Annotated in this window: 17 protein-coding genes; 9 read left to right on the top strand and 8 right to left on the bottom strand. The window is 34.0% G+C overall.

Going from position 1 to position 17,785, the window contains the following annotated elements:
• Nucleotides 1-42 precede the first annotated feature (42 nt).
• From AC07XN_RS07605 to AC07XN_RS07595, 3 genes are all read right to left on the bottom strand, one after another.
• The gene (locus AC07XN_RS07605) at nt 43-480 is read right to left on the bottom strand and encodes a carboxymuconolactone decarboxylase family protein (RefSeq protein ID WP_494742601.1); all 438 of its coding nucleotides are present in this window, start codon (nt 478-480) and stop codon (nt 43-45) included.
• Between the two features lie 77 nt (nt 481-557).
• Complete coding sequence (locus tag AC07XN_RS07600; RefSeq protein ID WP_494742600.1) at nt 558-1,130, bottom strand: Crp/Fnr family transcriptional regulator; 573 nt, start codon at nt 1,128-1,130, stop codon at nt 558-560.
• Nucleotides 1,131-1,261: 131 nt separating this feature from the next.
• Nucleotides 1,262-1,816 carry a hypothetical protein gene (locus AC07XN_RS07595; protein WP_309912355.1) on the bottom strand — a complete coding sequence of 185 codons (555 nt, stop codon included), beginning with the start codon at nt 1,814-1,816 and terminating at the stop codon, nt 1,262-1,264.
• A 172-nt stretch (nt 1,817-1,988) separates the two neighbouring features.
• On the opposite strand from AC07XN_RS07595, the gene AC07XN_RS07590 reads away from it, so the two are divergent.
• Complete coding sequence (locus AC07XN_RS07590; RefSeq protein WP_494742599.1) at nt 1,989-2,714, top strand: SGNH/GDSL hydrolase family protein; 726 nt, start codon at nt 1,989-1,991, stop codon at nt 2,712-2,714.
• A 3-nt stretch (nt 2,715-2,717) separates the two neighbouring features.
• Here AC07XN_RS07590 and AC07XN_RS07585 read toward each other — a convergent pair whose 3' ends face one another.
• Nucleotides 2,718-3,320 (bottom strand): HupE/UreJ family protein, encoded by a 603-nt coding sequence (locus AC07XN_RS07585; RefSeq protein ID WP_309912351.1) that lies wholly within the window; start codon nt 3,318-3,320, stop codon nt 2,718-2,720.
• A 128-nt stretch (nt 3,321-3,448) separates the two neighbouring features.
• Between AC07XN_RS07585 and AC07XN_RS07580 the strand changes: the two genes are divergently transcribed.
• From AC07XN_RS07580 to AC07XN_RS07570, 3 genes are all read left to right on the top strand, one after another.
• Entirely contained in the window at nt 3,449-3,838 is a 390-nt protein-coding gene (locus AC07XN_RS07580) for a hypothetical protein (RefSeq protein WP_494742598.1), read from the top strand.
• A 270-nt stretch (nt 3,839-4,108) separates the two neighbouring features.
• Nucleotides 4,109-6,472 (top strand): TonB-dependent receptor domain-containing protein, encoded by a 2,364-nt coding sequence (locus tag AC07XN_RS07575; protein WP_494742597.1) that lies wholly within the window; start codon nt 4,109-4,111, stop codon nt 6,470-6,472.
• Nucleotides 6,473-6,620: 148 nt separating this feature from the next.
• Nucleotides 6,621-8,255, top strand: a complete 1,635-nt coding sequence (locus tag AC07XN_RS07570; protein WP_494742596.1) for a PepSY domain-containing protein — start codon at nt 6,621-6,623, stop codon at nt 8,253-8,255.
• A 61-nt stretch (nt 8,256-8,316) separates the two neighbouring features.
• On the opposite strand, the gene AC07XN_RS07565 is transcribed toward AC07XN_RS07570, so the two are convergent.
• Nucleotides 8,317-9,369: a PKD domain-containing protein gene (locus tag AC07XN_RS07565; protein ID WP_494742595.1), complete on the bottom strand. Its 1,053-nt coding sequence runs from the start codon at nt 9,367-9,369 to the stop codon at nt 8,317-8,319.
• Nucleotides 9,370-9,704: 335 nt separating this feature from the next.
• On the opposite strand from AC07XN_RS07565, the gene AC07XN_RS07560 reads away from it, so the two are divergent.
• The 4 genes from AC07XN_RS07560 to AC07XN_RS07545 all read left to right on the top strand — a co-directional run bounded on the left by AC07XN_RS07560 (nt 9,705) and on the right by AC07XN_RS07545 (nt 13,165).
• On the top strand, nt 9,705-10,043 hold the full coding sequence (locus AC07XN_RS07560; RefSeq protein WP_323250740.1) for a hypothetical protein: 339 nt from the start codon (nt 9,705-9,707) through the stop codon (nt 10,041-10,043).
• A gap of 206 nt (nt 10,044-10,249) precedes the next feature.
• Nucleotides 10,250-11,065, top strand: coding sequence for an MbnP family protein (locus AC07XN_RS07555; protein ID WP_494742594.1), 816 nt, complete (start codon nt 10,250-10,252; stop codon nt 11,063-11,065).
• Between the two features lie 60 nt (nt 11,066-11,125).
• Nucleotides 11,126-12,223, top strand: a complete 1,098-nt coding sequence (locus tag AC07XN_RS07550) for a cytochrome-c peroxidase (protein WP_494742593.1) — start codon at nt 11,126-11,128, stop codon at nt 12,221-12,223.
• Between the two features lie 15 nt (nt 12,224-12,238).
• Entirely contained in the window at nt 12,239-13,165 is a 927-nt protein-coding gene (locus AC07XN_RS07545) for a transporter family protein (RefSeq protein ID WP_494742592.1), read from the top strand.
• Nucleotides 13,166-13,208: 43 nt separating this feature from the next.
• Here the strand turns inward: AC07XN_RS07545 and AC07XN_RS07540 are convergent, their stop codons facing one another.
• The gene (locus tag AC07XN_RS07540; protein WP_494742610.1) at nt 13,209-13,667 is read right to left on the bottom strand and encodes an aspartate/glutamate racemase family protein; all 459 of its coding nucleotides are present in this window, start codon (nt 13,665-13,667) and stop codon (nt 13,209-13,211) included.
• Between the two features lie 9 nt (nt 13,668-13,676).
• A complete protein-coding gene (locus AC07XN_RS07535) occupies nt 13,677-13,889 on the bottom strand; it encodes a hypothetical protein (protein ID WP_494742591.1) in 213 nt (70 codons plus the stop codon).
• Between the two features lie 295 nt (nt 13,890-14,184).
• Here AC07XN_RS07535 and AC07XN_RS07530 point away from each other — a divergent pair, with 295 nt between their 5' ends.
• A complete protein-coding gene (locus AC07XN_RS07530) occupies nt 14,185-15,390 on the top strand; it encodes a PAS domain-containing protein (protein WP_494742590.1) in 1,206 nt (401 codons plus the stop codon).
• Between the two features lie 187 nt (nt 15,391-15,577).
• Here AC07XN_RS07530 and AC07XN_RS07525 read toward each other — a convergent pair whose 3' ends face one another.
• Nucleotides 15,578-17,653 (bottom strand): protein-disulfide reductase DsbD family protein, encoded by a 2,076-nt coding sequence (locus tag AC07XN_RS07525; RefSeq protein ID WP_494742589.1) that lies wholly within the window; start codon nt 17,651-17,653, stop codon nt 15,578-15,580.
• Nucleotides 17,654-17,785: the final 132 nt, after the last annotated feature.

Genomic DNA, 17,785 nt, shown 5'->3' with positions numbered 1-17,785 from the left:
TAAGTCTTGGGAATTTTTGTTTTACCTAATTTTCTCTTAATCCTAAGCAGGTTGCAGTCTGGTAGTTACTGCAACTCTATTCCAAGCATTAATGCCTATAATTGCCACAATGATATTTGATAGATAATTTTCATCAAACAATTCTTTAGCTTTTTGATAAGTAGCATCCGAAACGCCCGACTGGCTAATCAATGTTATTTCTTCTGTCAGGGCAAGGATTGCTTTTTCTTCTTCGGTAAATAACGTAGTTTCTTTCCAAGCATTTAGTAAATAAATACGCTGTTCTGTTTCACCATATTTTCGGGCATCTTTGGTATGCATATTAATACAGAAAGCACAGCCATTGATTTGCGAAGCCCTGATTTTAATCAACTCTTTGTGTGTATTCGTTAATCTGGTGCTTTGCAAATACTTGTCTATCCCTAATAATGCTTTATAAGCCTCAGGTTCAGTTTGTAAAATATTGATTCTATTGTCCATTTTTGTGTTGTTTTAAATATGGAACAAAGCTATTCAAGCCCAAACCGAAAAAAGATAAACTGGTTTAAGAAAAACATTTACAACCTGTTTTTTCGTATTTCACTCAGGTATTCAGGCGTAAAGCCAAGGTAAGATGCTAGCATATATTGCGGAATACGTTGAATAAATTCTGGGAAAAGGGTACTGAAATGATGGAAGCTTTCTACTTTAGAAAAAGTATAGAGATACTTAAATCTAACCTGTGATGCTGAATAAGCTTTTTCAATAATCAACCTAAAATACCTTTCTAATTGAGGAAGCTCTTGAAAAAGTTGTTCTCGCAAATGATGTTCAACAACATAAAGGACTGAATTTTCGACTGGCTGAATATAAAATTGCGAAGGACTTTGAGTATTGAAACTTGTGAAGTCGGTCATCCACCAATTTTCAATCGCAAATTGAGTAATCTGCTCGACACCCTTGTCATCTACAAAAAACAAGCGCATACAACCTTTTTCAACAAAATATAGCGATTTGCAAATTTGTCCTTCTGTCAATAAATTCACTTTCTTTCTAACAGACAAAGGTTTAATGTATTTCAGTAGTATCTGAATTTCTTCTTCGTTGAGTGAAACGTATTTTAAAATATGGTTTACAAGATTAGGATACATATTCATATAAGTAATCAATACTATTTAAGTAACGTTTTCATATGTTCTAAACAGTTGATAACTAATGATTTGAAATGCTACCGCGACGGCAGACAGTTCACCAATCACTATTTACTAATCACTACTTACCATTATTCTGCTGAAAATTCTTTGAGGCCTTCTATTTCTTTAAAAATCTTTATTTCCCAATTCCTTTGCTTATCAGGAATGGTACCATAACTAGTATCGAGTCCGTATTCTACTTTTCTTTTGGCTAGGTCGTTCATAATTTGGGCATTGATGTCATCAATTTTTATTTTTCCTAATACCAATGCCTTTCTGTTATCATAAACAAACTTACGGAATTGCCTGATATAGATTTCACTTAAATCAAACAATGTTTGTTGGTATCGCACAGAGATTTCACTGTTGTGAGTAGTATCTATCCAAGAGGCATTCTTGATGAAACAGTTGGTAATTTGCCTTTTGTAATCTCTTGACAAGCTCAGAAAAGTACTTATTTTATAATCATAACTAAATTGAGCTGAAGAAAATGAATTAGTACTGTTGGCTATTTTTATTTGAAAATCATCGATAGTTAATCGCCTTTTTTGTGACCAGCAGACAAGATTAGGGTCATTATTAGATTTTTGTGCTAAAGAAGAGAAAGTATAGATGATGGTAAAGAATAACAAGTAATATTTCATAATTCAAGCGTTTGAGTGTTGTTTTTCTAGAAACGGCAAGATGCTAAGAATATTCTATATTCAATAAAGAGTGGATAAAATTTGACTTATCAATCCTTTCCCACAAGTATTTACGTAAGTGTTAAAACAAAATACTTCATAATACATTTATCAAGTTATAAAGCATTATCAGATGAATAAGCTAAAGTATATAGCCTTTTGTGTGTTTTTACTGCTGGCTTGTAGTTCAACAGAAGAAAAAATGTATGTTCCTCAGAATCCAACATCAGGTGGTCAACCAATTGTGGATGTACCTACTATCAATAAATCTTTTCTAGCGTTAGGTGATTCATACACTATCGGACAAAGCGTTCCCGAAAAAGACCGCTGGTCAGTGCTTTTAAATAATCTATTGTCTACTCAATATCAAATTACTCCACACGATATTATTGCCCAAACTGGATGGACTACCCAAGAGCTAATGCAGGGTATTACCAGAAGAAACCTTACGCAACAATACGATATGGTTTCGTTATTAATTGGCGTAAATAACCAATATCGTGGACTAAGTTTGGAACAATACCGTACTGAATTTCGTGAATTGTTGAAAATTAGTGCCAATTTTGCTAAGAATGATTATCAAAAAGTAATGGTGCTTTCAATTCCTGACTGGGGTGTTTCGCCCGCTGGACAAAATGCCGACAGGGGTAAAATAGCTAAAGAAATTGATGCTTTTAATAGTGTAGCAGAGGAGGAATGTAAAAAAGTAGGAGTAGCTTTTATTGATATTACCAGTATCAGCAGACAAAATACTGACGCTTCGATGTTTGCCAGTGATGGCTTACACTTCTCAGGGAAAATGCATCAACTTTGGGCTATGAAAGCACAAAGTACGGCATTGAGTATCCTGAAAAAGTAATTATTAATGAGCTTTCAAAAATTCAGTACTCAATATCAATGTTAACGCTATCCCAGCTACCAAACTTGATAGAATGAGGTTCCAATCGTGTTTTTTTACCCTAAAAATATCTAATAACAAAGAGCTAACGATTAACGAAAGCAATACAATCAATAGTTGCCCGATTTCTAAGCCCAAATTAAAAGATAATAGTGGTTGCCAGATACTTTCTTCTTTTCCTAATAAGCTCCTCAGGTAATTTGAAAAGCCCATTCCATGTATTAAACCAAACAGCATCGCCATCGGATAACGCAGTACAGATGATTTTTCTATTTGTGAAGGACGTTCAGCAGATTTATGAAATAAATTGATAAAACAAGTAAGAAAAATACTGACAGGAATTAAAAATTCAATCAAATCGGTACTATAAGTAATCAGTTGAAGGGTAGCCAAGGCTAAGGTAAGCGAGTGCCCAATGGTGAAAGCCGTTATTAGAAAGGCCACTTTTTTTAAATCCTTCAGTCGAAAAATAGCACAAAGTGCTATTACAAACAAAATATGGTCGTAACCGTTGATGTCTGTAATGTGTTGAAAACCAAGTTTGAAAAATGTTTGAAAGTCTGACATGTTGATGATTATTTACCTTTGTGGTTAGATATTCACAAAAGTAAATATTTTAAATTGAATTTCATTTAAAATCATATCGAGGTACAACCTATTGATTCTGGTTGTAAATTGCATGAAATTTTAAATCCATGAACACCAAAAACTACATAGCGTTGTTGCTGTTGGTATTGATTAGCGTAAAAACGCTGCTCGTACCTGTAGTGTATTTGGATTTTGAATTAAGGAAAGATTACATCATCCAGAACCTTTGTGAAAACCGTTTAAAACCACAACTGAATTGTAATGGGCATTGCTATTTGGCCAAGAAACTTCAGAAAGTGGCAGAAGACAATGCTACCAAAGAAACACAAAAACAAGGACAGTCTATCAAGAAAATCTTGGAAGAAGTGTTTGATGCGGAGCCACTTTTTACTTTAGATTGGGCTTTTGTAAATCCTCCTACAAAATCTATTTACACTTTTCTTACTGAAAACTCAGTAAGCGTTAGTTCTTCTCTTTTTCATCCTCCGATAGTCTAATCAGTTTTATTGTTTCGTTTTAATTTTTGAGGAGAAGTGTATTGTCTTCACAGTAATTCTTTTGCCTTGAAAATAAATAACGAACAAAATTCCATTTTCTTTCAAGTACTATCACTGTAATGTATTCCAAATACAACTGTTAGCTTTTTTGTATGATTGCTTGCGTCAATCGTATTGATTTTCTCGTACTCTATTACGAGAACCTTTTCTCCATGACTTTAGCATGGAGAAACAATACCTTAAAAGCCAACTATACTATAAAAATTAAAGATGAAAAACATATTCAATCTTATTATCGTCATTTTATTGACGATATCTTCAACCCTTGCCCAAAACATTATAAAAGGTAAAATTTTTGACAATTCCACCAAAGAGCCCGTAGTTGGTGCTTCTGTAAAAGCACTAGGTACTCATGCAGGAACTACTACCAATATTAATGGTGAATTCTCCTTTAATGTTACCGAGCACATCAATAAAATTAGTGTTTCGAGCATTGGTTTTCAAACGTTGGAAGTGGATTATAGCACCGAAAAGGTATTATCTATTTCGTTAGAACCTTCTGTAGAAAACCTCCAACAAGTAGTAGTAACAGCTAATCGTGAGGCTAGTTTAAGAACTCAAGCTCCAGTAGCGATTTCTAAATTATCATCAACATTAATAAACGATGCCAAACCTACTAGTATGTACGAAATCATCAACAAGACGCCGGGCGTAGTGATGATGAACTATAATAATGAACAACATGGCATGGGTATTCGTCAGCCAATGGGAACTTCTGCTTACTTTTTATATTTAGAAGACGGCGTACCGATTAGACCAATGGGGGTTTTTAACCATAATGCCATTATTGAAATGAACGTGTTTTCTGTTTCTTCGGTAGAAGTAGTAAAAGGACCAGCATCGTCTTTATATGGGCCAGAGGCGGTAGGTGGAGCGATTAATTTTATTACACAACGCCCAACTGCTGTGCCTACCGCTCGTGTAGGTATCCAGTTTGATAATTACGGCTACAAGAGAATACAATATGGTGCAGGAGCGACAGTCGGGAAATTTGGTTTATACTTAGGTGGATACGTAGCCAAACAAGTGAATTCTTGGCAGTCTAGTAGTGATTTTGATAAAACTTCATTTAATGCAAGAGCAGAGTATAAAATTTCTGACAAAACTCGCTTTGTCAGCACGTTGGCTTATAATGATTATTATTCCCAAACAGGGGGTAGTGTAGACTCTATCGCATTTTATAAAAGAGAGTATTCTTCTACTGCCGATTTTACCTACAGAAAAGTATTGGCTACCCGTGCTAAAATTTCTTTAGAACACACTTGGAATGCTAATGCAGAAACTACTGTTACACCATACTATCGTAATAATTCAGTCGGACAGAATCCAAGTTACTCTATTAGATGGACAACAGGAGCAACCACAGCCAAAGGCGAAATTAATGATAATTCATTTACATCTTATGGCGTTTTGGCTCAGCATTCACAGAAATTCGATTTCTTGAAGGCTCGTTTGTTAGTGGGGGGTACTTACGATTATTCAACGAACCCCTACCGTTCTTATACAATCGACCTTACAGCTAAATTACGTGCTGATGGAAAATCGGTAGAGAAATATACTTTGGTGAAAGAAAACCCAGATGTTTTTGTAGCTAAATACGATGCAAAAATATTTAATACTGGTTTGTTCTCGCAGTTTGATTTTGAACCTATTCAAAAACTAAGATTATCCTTAGGACTTCGTTACGACCGTATGTCGTTCGACTATTTGAATTATTTAGATAACAATGCAACAGGCACAAAAGAGTACAGCCAAGTAACCCCAAAAATCGGGGCAACGTATGATTTAGGCAATGGAAAAGGTATTTATGCTAATTACTCACAAGGCTTCTCGCCTCCAGGCTTAACAGCCGTTTTCCGTAAAACCCCTACTGGTAGTGCCAATCCATTTTATTATAATTTAACGCCTGCCTATTTCGACAACAAAGAAGTAGGAGGATGGGCGTCGTTCTTGGATAACAAGATTTATATCGACGTTGCCTATTATGAAATGAATGGTAAGAATGAATTATTAAGTATTCGTCAGCCCGACAATTCTACAGATTATCAGTCTGCTGGAAAAACTTTGCACAAAGGGATAGAGTACGGCATTACATATAAACCTAGTTCAGAATGGTTTATCCGTTTTGGAGGAACAAATGCCGTTCACCGTTTTATTGAATTTACTTTAAGTACGAAATCTTCGGATTTAGTGAAAGATGTAAACGGTAAAGATATGCCTTCTGCTCCTTCGTTTATTGCCAATTCTGAAATTACTTATAAACCAAAATGGGCAAAGGGTTTACGTACTGCTATCGAATGGCAACGTTTGTCATCGTATTACCAAAATCAAACCAATACGGTTATGTATAACGACAAAACTGCTTTCGGTCTTTCGGGTGTAAGCGTGTTGAATTTCCGTGCTGGGTACAATTTCAAAGGCATTGAGGTATTTACCAACATCATGAACTTGACGGATGAGTTATACGCCAATCAGGCTTCTAGAGGTAACAATGCTACTGACAGAACTACCTATACGCCCGCCGCTCCACGTACTGTGGTGATTGGCTTGCAATACAATTTTACGGGGAAATAGTTGTGAATGAGTGAGTTGTGAGTCAGTTATTGAGTGGTTTGTGATTTAGTGAATGAGTGATTATATGAAATGCAATCATTAATATATTTACTAACTCACTCACAACTCACTCACTCACAATTAATAAACTCACTAAAAAAAAATAGACATGACAAAAAATATTGGTGAAATAGCTGATGAGGAGGTTCAAAAAGAATCATCCTTCGGAGGCTTAAAGAAAAATATCAAACGAAACATCTATCGTTGGCACAGAATTATCGGCTTGGTCACGATGATTCCAGTAATTTTTTGGTGTATCTCAGGCATGATGCACCCTTTTATGTCGCATTGGTTTAAAGTAAAATTGGCACATGAATATGTTAAGCCAGAAGCAGTAAATCAAGCACAAATAAAACTGTCTTTACAAGAAGTATTGAAGAAAAATAACATCACTGAATTTAGAAATTTCCGTATTGTTAGTTTCAATAATCAGACATATTATCAAGTAAAAAGAGTGAGTAATCGACTAGCATATTTCAATGCTACGACTGCTCAGATACTTGAAAATGGTGATAAAAAGTATGCAGAATTTTTAGCACGCTACTTTACTGAAGACTACCAGTCGAAGGTTAAAAATATTGAAGAAATCACAGATTTTGATGATGAATATGCGTATGTCAATCGTTTATTACCTGTTTGGAAAGTATCATTTGAACGTGCCGATGGTATGGATATTTATATTGAAACTGAGCAAAATCGGTTAGCAAACTTCAACGAAAACCGTAGAAAAGCGTTTTTATGGGTTTTTAGAACTTTTCATAATTGGGATTTCTTGATGAAAATCACAAATAATACACTCAGGATTTCGATAATGATAGGATTTTTATCAATCATCATTATTTCAATGTTGAGTGGTTTAGTGATTTATGGCTTTATGTGGGGGAAATTCAAAAAGCCACGAAATGCTAACGATAAAGTAGGAATCTTGAGAAAATATCATCGCCAGATTGGCCTGTGGGTAGCTTTTGTCACTTTCACTTTTGCTTTTTCTGGGGCTTATCATGCTACTAAAAAATTAACACCAGACGAACGCATCAAGTACTTCTATCAACCAGCCATCAAAACTACGGATTTACAAACGGCTTCTTTGGCTTTACCACTAGAATGGACAAAGGTTGCAAACCTTTCTTTAGCCAAAATTGATGACAAACTGTATTATCAAGTATTTATAAAGTCGGAAGAAAAAGGAGCTTGGAAAAAAGAACAACAAGACAAAGCAGAGAAAATGGGCGAAAGCAAAAAGCCTGATGCAAAATCAAATATAGCTTATTACGACGTACAAACGGCCAGTCTTTTACCCGACGGAATGATGTTGCATGCCAAAGCATTGGTAGCACATTTTATTGAGCAAGGAAAATCTGGTGGCGACCCTACTTGTTGTGATTTAACCGCAAGTACAACAGATGAAGGCGAGGACGAAGCATTACCAGCGATTGCTTCAACAGGATTCTTAACCAAATTTGATAAGGAATATGGCTTTGTAAACAAACGTTTGCCAGTAGTGAAATTAGCGTTGGCGACAGACAATCATTTAACCTATTATGTTGAACCAGCCACCAGCAGATTAGCCGCAAGCATTGTTGATTCTGACCGAAGAGAAGGACTTTCATTTGGTGTATTACACAAATTTTTGTTTATGGATTGGGCAGGAAAAGACATCCGCGACATCGTTACTATCCTTTCAGCATTAGGTGTTTTGGTAGTGAGTTTATTTGGCTTTGCTTTGTTTTTAAAGGTGAAGTAAGAAACAGAAATAGTCGTAGAATATATCAAAATGTTCTACGACTATTAGTAATATACTAAACTTAATAAATTAAATACCTGACTTTTAGTATCCCATCAATTTTCCCATAACTTTCAAAATCTGCATTTATTTTATAGGTTATCCAAAATGCTTTGTCATACATTTCGGGAACGATTTTACGTTGGGGTACTTCTTTTATTGCTAAAATTTCAATGCTTTTCTTTTTTGAACTTACAAGAGGAAGAATGTACAAACTCACGGCCCAATCGTCACTATTTTGAATACCAAGCTTAAATTTTGATTTAATTTGTTCATACTTCATTTCATTAGTCTTCAGACTATCCGATTTAACTTTAAAATTTATTAATTCGATAGAATTAGAATTGAAGCTAGTCGTGTTTTTTAATAAAAGGTATTTATTGGCGCCTGCAATATCCATATATTCAGTAACTGTTTGGTGATCAAAACTTTCTGAAACATCAATTTGCTTGCCTAGCCATTCACCCTTAAAATATCCTAGTTCTCTATTTGGGGTATTTTTTATGTCTATTTCTACTGCTTTGTGATCAAAAAAAGCACCATTTGCACTCAACTGGATAGTATATTTACCATTCATGTCGAATATAAATGTAGGATTTTCCACATTTGTATTATATCCCCAATTTCCGACACTTGTACCAATCTCAAGAGAAGAATAGTTTTTTGATAAATTTTTCATTTTTACAACCCCATCATCTAATAATTCGATAGAGAAATCAGCTATGGGGGTGTTTTGGGTTACATAATTTATTGCAATTTGTTTACTAACTGTTTTTGATTTTCCATTTTTATCATACCCAGTTAAAGTAATAGTATAATTCCCATCCTTTTTATAATAATACCTTCCATTATCAAGTATCATTACTCCAGTAGATGTTGAATCAACCATTACTTTTGTGCCATCTCCATAATCTAAATCATATTTAACTGCATTATGTAGTCTGCTTAAGACAATGACATAATTGTATTCTTGTTTAACTTCAATATCTACACCCAATTTAGTGGTGTTAAATATATCTTTTTCTGCACAAGAGAAAAGTAGTAATATAATGGATAGATAGAATAGATGTTTCATTTTATAAATAGATAGGGTTAACCTGATTAATACAAAAATAGGCTTATAGTTATAATATATTGGTACTTCTATTATTACAATTTAGGTTGTTTGATATACGTAATGGTAAATATTTAAGGTAAAATCTAAATCATTAGAATATCACAAACTGGGACTACCTAGTAAAGGTAGTCTTCAAACGTGAAATAGGTGTTGATTGATGGTATTATTTCTAAGCAAATAACAAATATCATTTTGATATTTTCGTTTTAGTATTAGTATTGGAAAAAATACAAGAGTAACTTTGTAATATGTTAAAACAGTTCACAATATATTTTCTATTAATCATACTAAATATGCCCATATTTAACCGTATGGGGATTGTGATGTATTATCAAGCCAATAAGGCGTATATTGCTAAAGTACTTTGTGTTAATAAAAACAGACCTTCTTTGCATTGCGATGGTAAATGTTATTTAGCCAAAAAGCTAAAAGCAGCTGAAGAAAAAGAACAAAAGCAAACTACAGAAAAGCTAGAGAAAATGCCTGAAATTCAGCTATTTTGTTCTTCTAATTATTTTATATTTAATGATTTCAGTTTTGTTGATTTTCTTCAATGTTTACCTAAATTCAATTTTTTAGCGAATCCGCTAGCAGGAATGCTTAATGGCATTTTTCGCCCCCCTCAATCATAATATCTTCAATTTCTTGTGCCTTGAATGTTTGTAGCGTTTTATACTTTCCGCTATCTTCTATTTATGGCTAACCAAATATGTACGCATACAATGAGTATAGGCTGATGACATCCTATAAATCGTTTGTGTATTCGTATAAAAATAATATTTCTTATTAATCAAAATATTAAATAGGCTACGATACAGCCTATGTTAAAACATGCTATATGAAAACTAATAAATTACTTTCAATACTTTTTTTCTTGGGTTTTATTATACTGACAGCCTCTTGTAAAAAAGACGATGATGAAATCAATCCCAATGATAAAAACTCAATTACGTTATCTTTTGATAATAGGGTTGGCGACAAGGCCTTAGTTTTAACAACGGGTGCTTATATCAATAATGTTAGTGAAGACTTTACCGTAACTACGTTGAATTACTTTATTTCCAACGTTTCATTTAAGAAAGAAGATGGTACTGTAGTAAAATTTCCGAATAATTATTTCTTAATAAAGCAGTCTGACGCTAATAGTCTGGAAGCAACATTGAAAGATGTTCCTGCTGGTAATTACACAGAAGTATCTTTTATGGTTGGTGTAGATAGTACTAGAAGTGTATCCGACCTTAGCCAAAGAACGGGAGTACTGGACCCAGCATCTTATGGAGATGACGGTATGTATTGGGCTTGGAATTCTGGTTATATATTCTTCAAATTTGAAGGAACATCTTCTGTCGTACCTACTAATGCTACAGGGAAAAGACCGTTTCAACTACATGTAGGTGGCTTTGGTGGAATGACCTCTAAGACCGCTAATAACCTTCGAACTATTACTTTGCCACTTACTAATGCTGCTACTGTTCGCGGTAATATTGCTCCAGAAGTACATTTGTTTGTAGATGTTTTAAAGATATTTAATGGTACCGCTCAATTAAAACTAGCTGAGACAAACATGGTACATAGTATCACAACGGCTACTCCTATTGCCGAGAACTACAAGAAGATGTTTAGTGTAGACCATGTTCATAATGATGCTAATTAATAAAAAACGCTCTTCTACTCTTCATATTTATTGAAGAGTAGAAGAATAAATAAATTAGATATGAAGAATCTATTCTTAGCTACCTGTATAATTGTCTTATTGGTGATAGATTTATCCTGTTCAAAAACACCAGATGTTGTAATAGAGCCTGATAAACTTTTTTACCAACCTAGCAATTTTCAAAGTCCTGTATATAAAATACAAAGTAATCCAGTTACCAAAGAGGGCTTTGAATTAGGGAAAAGCCTGTTTTATGATGGACTCCTTTCCAGAGATGGAACTATTTCGTGTGGTGAATGCCACCGTCAAGACTTTGGGTTTACGCATCATTTGCATGATTTAAGTCATGGAATTGATAATCAGATTGGATTAAGAAATTCATCATCATTACAGAACCTAGCATGGGAAAAGACTTTTGGTTGGGATGGGGGAGTATTTGATTTAGACCTTTTTGCAATTTCGCCTATAGAGAATCCTGTTGAAATGGACGAGAGAACTAGCAATGTATTAGAGAAACTCAGAAAGTCGGATAAATATCCAAACATGTTTAAAAATGCTTTTGGGACTACTGAAATCACTTCTGAACGATTCTTGAAAGCATTGTCTCAATTTTTATTGTCTTTGATTTCGGCTAATTCTAAGTATGATAAATACATGAGAAAAGAAGCAGGGGTAGTATTTAGCGATTCAGAATTGGCAGGAATGGAATTGTTCAAACAAAAATGCTCCTCATGTCATGCTGGCGAATTATTCAGTGATGGTAGTTATAGAAATAATGGATTACCTCCTACAGAACGCCAACAAGTAGTATATAGAATAGTAGATGGTGTTAAAAAAGCGTTTATCGAGCCTGTGATTGATGATGGAAGAATGCGAGTGACGGAATTGCAAGAAGACAAAAATAAGTTTAAAGTACCAAGTCTTAGAAATGTAGAAGCCACTAAGCCCTATATGCATGATGGACGTTTTCAGACATTAGATGAAGTACTCAATCATTATACAAATACGGTAACTGCTACCCAAAATATAGACCCAATTCTCAATCAAAATGGTAAACTAGGTATTGCATTAACAGCTACAGAGAAAGCACAAATTATTGCATTTCTAAGAACACTTACCGACAGAGAATTTCTGACGGATAAAAGGTTTACTCCTTAATCAACATATAATATCATGACGAAAGCTTTTCAGATTTTTATACTATCATTTTTTATAATGCTTACCAACCCAACTACCATGTTAGCTTGCGAAGTCTGTGGATGTGGAAATGGGGGCTCATTTTTCGGTATTTTACCACAGTCTCATAAAGGTTTTATTGGCTTACGGTATGGATATAAAAGCTATGATTCACATTTAAGTAGTGTAAATCTAAAAGCCCAAGAAGATTTCTGGAAAACAGAACTTTGGGCTAGGGTTTATCCATTCAAAAAAGTACAAGTACTGGCTTTTGTTCCTTACTTAATCAATCAACAAACGATTCAGAAAACTAGAAAACAAGTTCATTTGAATGGATTAGGAGACATTACAATCTTGGCAAATTATTATGTTGTCAATACCGTGAACGACACTGTGAATCGTCGTTTCAATCATAATTTATTAATTGGTGGTGGCACAAAACTACCAACAGGGAAATATAAGTATGATTTGCTGAGTGATACAGAGGTGGCTAATGCCAATTTTCAATTAGGAACTGGAAGTGTAGATTTTCTACTTAATTTAGTCTATACAATGCGTCATAAAAATTGGGGATTGAATTATGATTTTTCTTATAAAATCAATACTCAAAATAGCGATAATTACCAGTTTGGCAATAGACTTAATACTAATCTAGCTTTACTTTACTTCCAAAAATTTGAAACTGGATTTACCCTTATTCCAAATGCTGGACTTGCTTTTGAGCAAGCTGCTTTAGATACAAAGAACAGAATTGTCAATACACAAACAGGCGGTTATGCTACTTTTGGCACAGTAGGAGTAGAGTCTTATTACAAAAGCTTTTCAATGGGAATAAACTATCAGGAACCAATTATACAAGATTTATCTGGAGGAGAACTAAGAGCCAATGCAAGATTAAACGTACATTTTACGATATTGATATAATGCTAAAGCTTCGTATAGATTTTGGAGTAGTAAATACGCATTTTTAAGATAAAGCATATTTAACAATAGCCTGAACATGAATTTTTGTAGTATCAAATACTGGTACTACAAAATCTTGTTGACTCAATATCATGGGGATTTCAGTACAGCCCAATATTATTGCTTCTGCTCCCATTGCGATTAAATCGTTGGCAATGGTAATATAGTTTTGCTTTGTTATTGGGTTTATGATACCTCTTCCCAATTCCTCCTTTAAGGTAAATTGAATATAGTCTCTGGTTTCTTGTAGGTTAGGTACTAATACTTCTAGGCCGTTTTGTGCTAATTTATTACGGTAAAAATCCATTTCCATAGTAAACTTTGTACCTAACAAACCAACTTTATTGATGCCTTGTTGTTTTATTTCTTTTGCCGTTTCAGTGCCAATATGGATGATTGGTAAGGCTATTTTCGTTGCAAGTTCATCCGCAAATAAATGAGCTGTGTTAGCACATAGAACAATTGCATCAACTCAGCTTCTTTTTAAACTTTCGCAAGCATTTAGGAAAAGCTCGAACGAATGTTCCCAAGTCTTCTCTTGAACATCTCCAAAATTCAATGAATAAATAATACACTCAGCAAAATTAAGTCCGCCTAGTTTTTCATTAATACCTTCGTTTAAAAACTTGTAATAGTCCATCGTCGACACCCAACTTATTCCGCCTATCAGTCCAATTTTTTTCATGTTACTATTGTTTTAAAAAAGATTGTAGTTTGCATTGATGACAATCTTTTACAAAAATAATAAAGGCTTTACATTAATTACCGATTAAAATAAACTTGAAATAAATGAGTTAATACTGGTGAGTTTTTTGCCATTTATTTTAGATATTGTATTAAAAGTATTATTTCAGGTTTTAAAAAAGATTGATAGTAGAAAACCGTTATTATATTGGAAAATCCTTATAATGAATCTTTACATTATTTACACTCAGCGCCAACGCTTATGCTAGCACATTAAAAATCTCATCAAATATTCTATGAAATACAGACCTAAAAATAAGTATGTCTTTGGCGTATTGATGGCCATTTTAGTATTGGCGGTTAATCAATTATTTATTCAATATTGGTTAAATCAAAAGAATGAAGAGTCAAGAATGATTAATCTGTCGGGTAGACAACGGATGCTAAGTCAAAAAATAAATCTTGAGTATTTTCAATTGTTAAATCAAGAAGTAGGCTATAATGAACTGATAGAAACATTTAAAAATTGGCAAGCAGTTCATTTTGCCTTATTGAATGGAAATAAAGCATTATCGGTACATCCAGTCACCAATGGAGATGCCAGAAAAATATTAGTCGGGCTTTCTAAAAATATTGAATATATCCATCATATTTTAAATGAAAAACCTACGATAGACTTGAATATTATTCAAAAAATCAATAAAAATCAGGCTGATTTTTTGATAAAAATGGATACTGTGGTTAAAAAACTGGAAGATGAGTCAGATAAAAAATTGAGATTTATTGTCATTATCGAAATTATTTTAGCCATCCTTTCTATTTTTATTATTGCTGCCGAAGTAATTTATGTTTATCAACCTATCGAAAAACAATTGCTCAAAACAATTGATGAACTTGAAAGTTCTGAAAGTAAATTATTAGCCATTTTAGATAGTTCGACAGATATTAATATTTTTATTAGCCCAGACCTCAAGGTCCTTAATTTTAATAAATCGGCAGAAGAAAATGTTTTACTCTTGCATCAAAAACAACTAAAAGTTGGCGAAGATTTCACTCCTTTCATTACTACAAGTGCTTACGAATCCTTTCATGAAGCTTTTGGAGAGGCCTTACATGGTGAAATTACCATCACCGAAACAGAGTTGACATTTAACGGAAAAAAGATTTGGTTTAAAATCAGGTTCTTTCCTGTATATGATTCTCATTCAAAAATCATTGGTGTAACCTTTAATGCTACTAGCATAGACGAAAGAAAAAAAGCAGAAATCAAGGTGAATGAGCAATTGAACATCCTGAAAGAAATCGCTTGGGAACAATCTCATTTAGTGAGAAGTCCGCTTGTCAATATTTTGGGGATTTCCACTTTGCTGACAGATAAACAATATCAAATAACTGCTGAAGAGCAACAACTCTTTTTGACCCAATTAGGCGACGAAGCCAACCGATTAGATGGTATCATCAAAGACATCGTTCATAAAACATATTATGTTTATCATGAATGACACATCTTTGTAATGATTGAAAAAATGAAGCTGTTTAAATTTTCCGTTTCTAAGGTGAAAGTATTGTATTTTTGAATTGATTTTTTCAAAATTTGGGAAGCATAGCATCGCTACGTTGAGTAAATTTTGGAACAAGCTATTCTAAAAGACTTAGTTTAACCCGAAAGGGAAAGTTTAAACAGCTTCTTTATTTCAAAGCATATTTTGCTTTACCTTCATCCAAAAATTTCACAAAGTTTTCAATTTTTGAATCAAATGCTTTTGGTGGAGCCAAAGTACCTTTGTCTTCGTTCGGATTTACCAAGCAATAATAGGGCTGTGCATTGCCGTTGAATCTTACAATCTGGAAATCTAGGTTTTGGTCACCCATTGACGTTTTTTCTTGACCATCGTCTTTAGAGATGTACCATTTTTCTTTAGGTAATTCAGTTTTATCATCTACATACAAAGCTACCACTACATAGTCCTCTTTCAGTCTTTTCAACACCGCTGGGTTTGACCAAACATTTTCTTCCATTTTCCTACAGTTTACACAACCGTGCCCTGTAAAATCTATAAAGATGGGTTTATTTACTTTTTTGGCATAGGCTACTGCTTCTTCATAATCAAAAAAGCCTTGTAAGCCATGCGGTAAAGTCAGGAACTCACCATATTTTGGTTTAGGGAAATTAGCATCCCCTTCAGTTTTCACGGAAGTACCCGACGATACAAAATCTTGTGTAGTAAGCGGAGGCAACCAACCTGCTAATGCTTTAAGCGGTGCTCCAAACATTCCAGGAATCATATACACAACAAACGCAAAAACTAAAATTGCCAACAACATTTTTGGCACGCTTACTTTATCCGTTTGCGAATCATGCGGTAACTGTATTTTACCCAATAAATAGAAACCAATTAATGAGAAGATTACTATCCATAAAGCCAGATATACCTCTCTATCTAAAATACCCCAGTGATATACTTGGTCGGCAGTACTTAAGAATTTAAGGGCTAATGCTAATTCTAAAAAGCCTAAAATTACTTTTACAGAATTCATCCAGCCACCCGACTTTGGCAAGTTTTTTAGCCATTGTGGGAAAATAGCAAACAATGTAAATGGAATAGCAAAGGCTAAAGAAAAGCCCAACATTCCAATAATAGGTTTGATGATTTCACCTTGGGCAGAAGCAATTAAAATAGAACCCGCAACAGGACCAGTACAAGAGAATGAAACCAATACTAATGTGAATGCCATAAAGAACACCCCTATCAGGCCACCTCTATCAGACTGAGCATCAATTTTATTGACAAAATTTGAAGGTAAAACGATTTCGAACCAACCTAAGAATGAAATACCAAAAAATACAAAGATGACAAAGAATAACAAATTAGGAGCCCAGTGAGTACTCAACCAGTTAGCAAAACCCGGCCCCGCCAATGCGGCAATCAATGTACCAAATAATACATAAATCGCTACAATCGAAAAGCCGTATAAGAATGCTAATTTTCTTCCCCCTTTTTGTTTAGTGAAAAAACTTACCGTCATCGGAATAAGTGGATACACACATGGCGTTAATAAAGCCAAAAGTCCTGCGCCAAAAGCTACCCAAAAGAAAGCAAATAATGATTCCTGTTCAGCTGGTAATGTTGGTGTTTCAGATGCTACAGAACTATTGCTTTTTTCAGCTACTAATGTATCTGCTTGGATTACGGAATCAGTCTTAACCACCGCCGAGTCTTTCACAACAGGCGTTAAAGTTGTACTTTCTGTAGCTGTTTTTATAGCTTTTTCTTCGATGGAACTATCGTTTTTTTTTTCTGCGCCTGTCAAAAAAAAATTGCCTTTTACAGGAACACACAATCCGCTAGCGTCTGAACAAGATTGACTATCATAAGAGCCTTCAATTAAGAATTTAGGCTTTAATATCTTTATACTTTGACGAAAAGTAGCCTTATGTTTAAAATAAGTATATTCGCCATTCCAGATTTCTTTATCAAATTTCTTGGATGGATTAATGGCCTTTAAACCTCCTACTGCTTCATAGCTATCGTTTGCTTTTAATTTAATCGTAGTAACTGTTGGACCTAAATCTTCACTAAAATCAGAAGAATATAAATACCAGTCATCTAGAATATCTACCGAAAAAATGATGTCAACCGTTTCGCCTACTGCTGGAGTTGCTTTTGATAAAGTCCAAGACCATTTTGCAGGGTTAACTTTTTGTGCAGTAGTGGCTACTGAATAAGTAAGTAATATTAATAAACTAAAAAATAACTTTTTCATCTGTTGATGGATTGTATAATATGCTTAATTTTCTAAACAGTAAATTGTGGTTGTAGGTTCTGATATTATTAGTAAATACAACTTAATATAACATTTTATTGCTTTTATATACAAATTTAAATCAAATCAGGC

It is taken from the genome of Arcicella sp. GW458-12-2-14-TSB2 (assembly GCF_059423785.1).
This window is presented reverse-complemented; position numbering and strand designations above follow the sequence as displayed.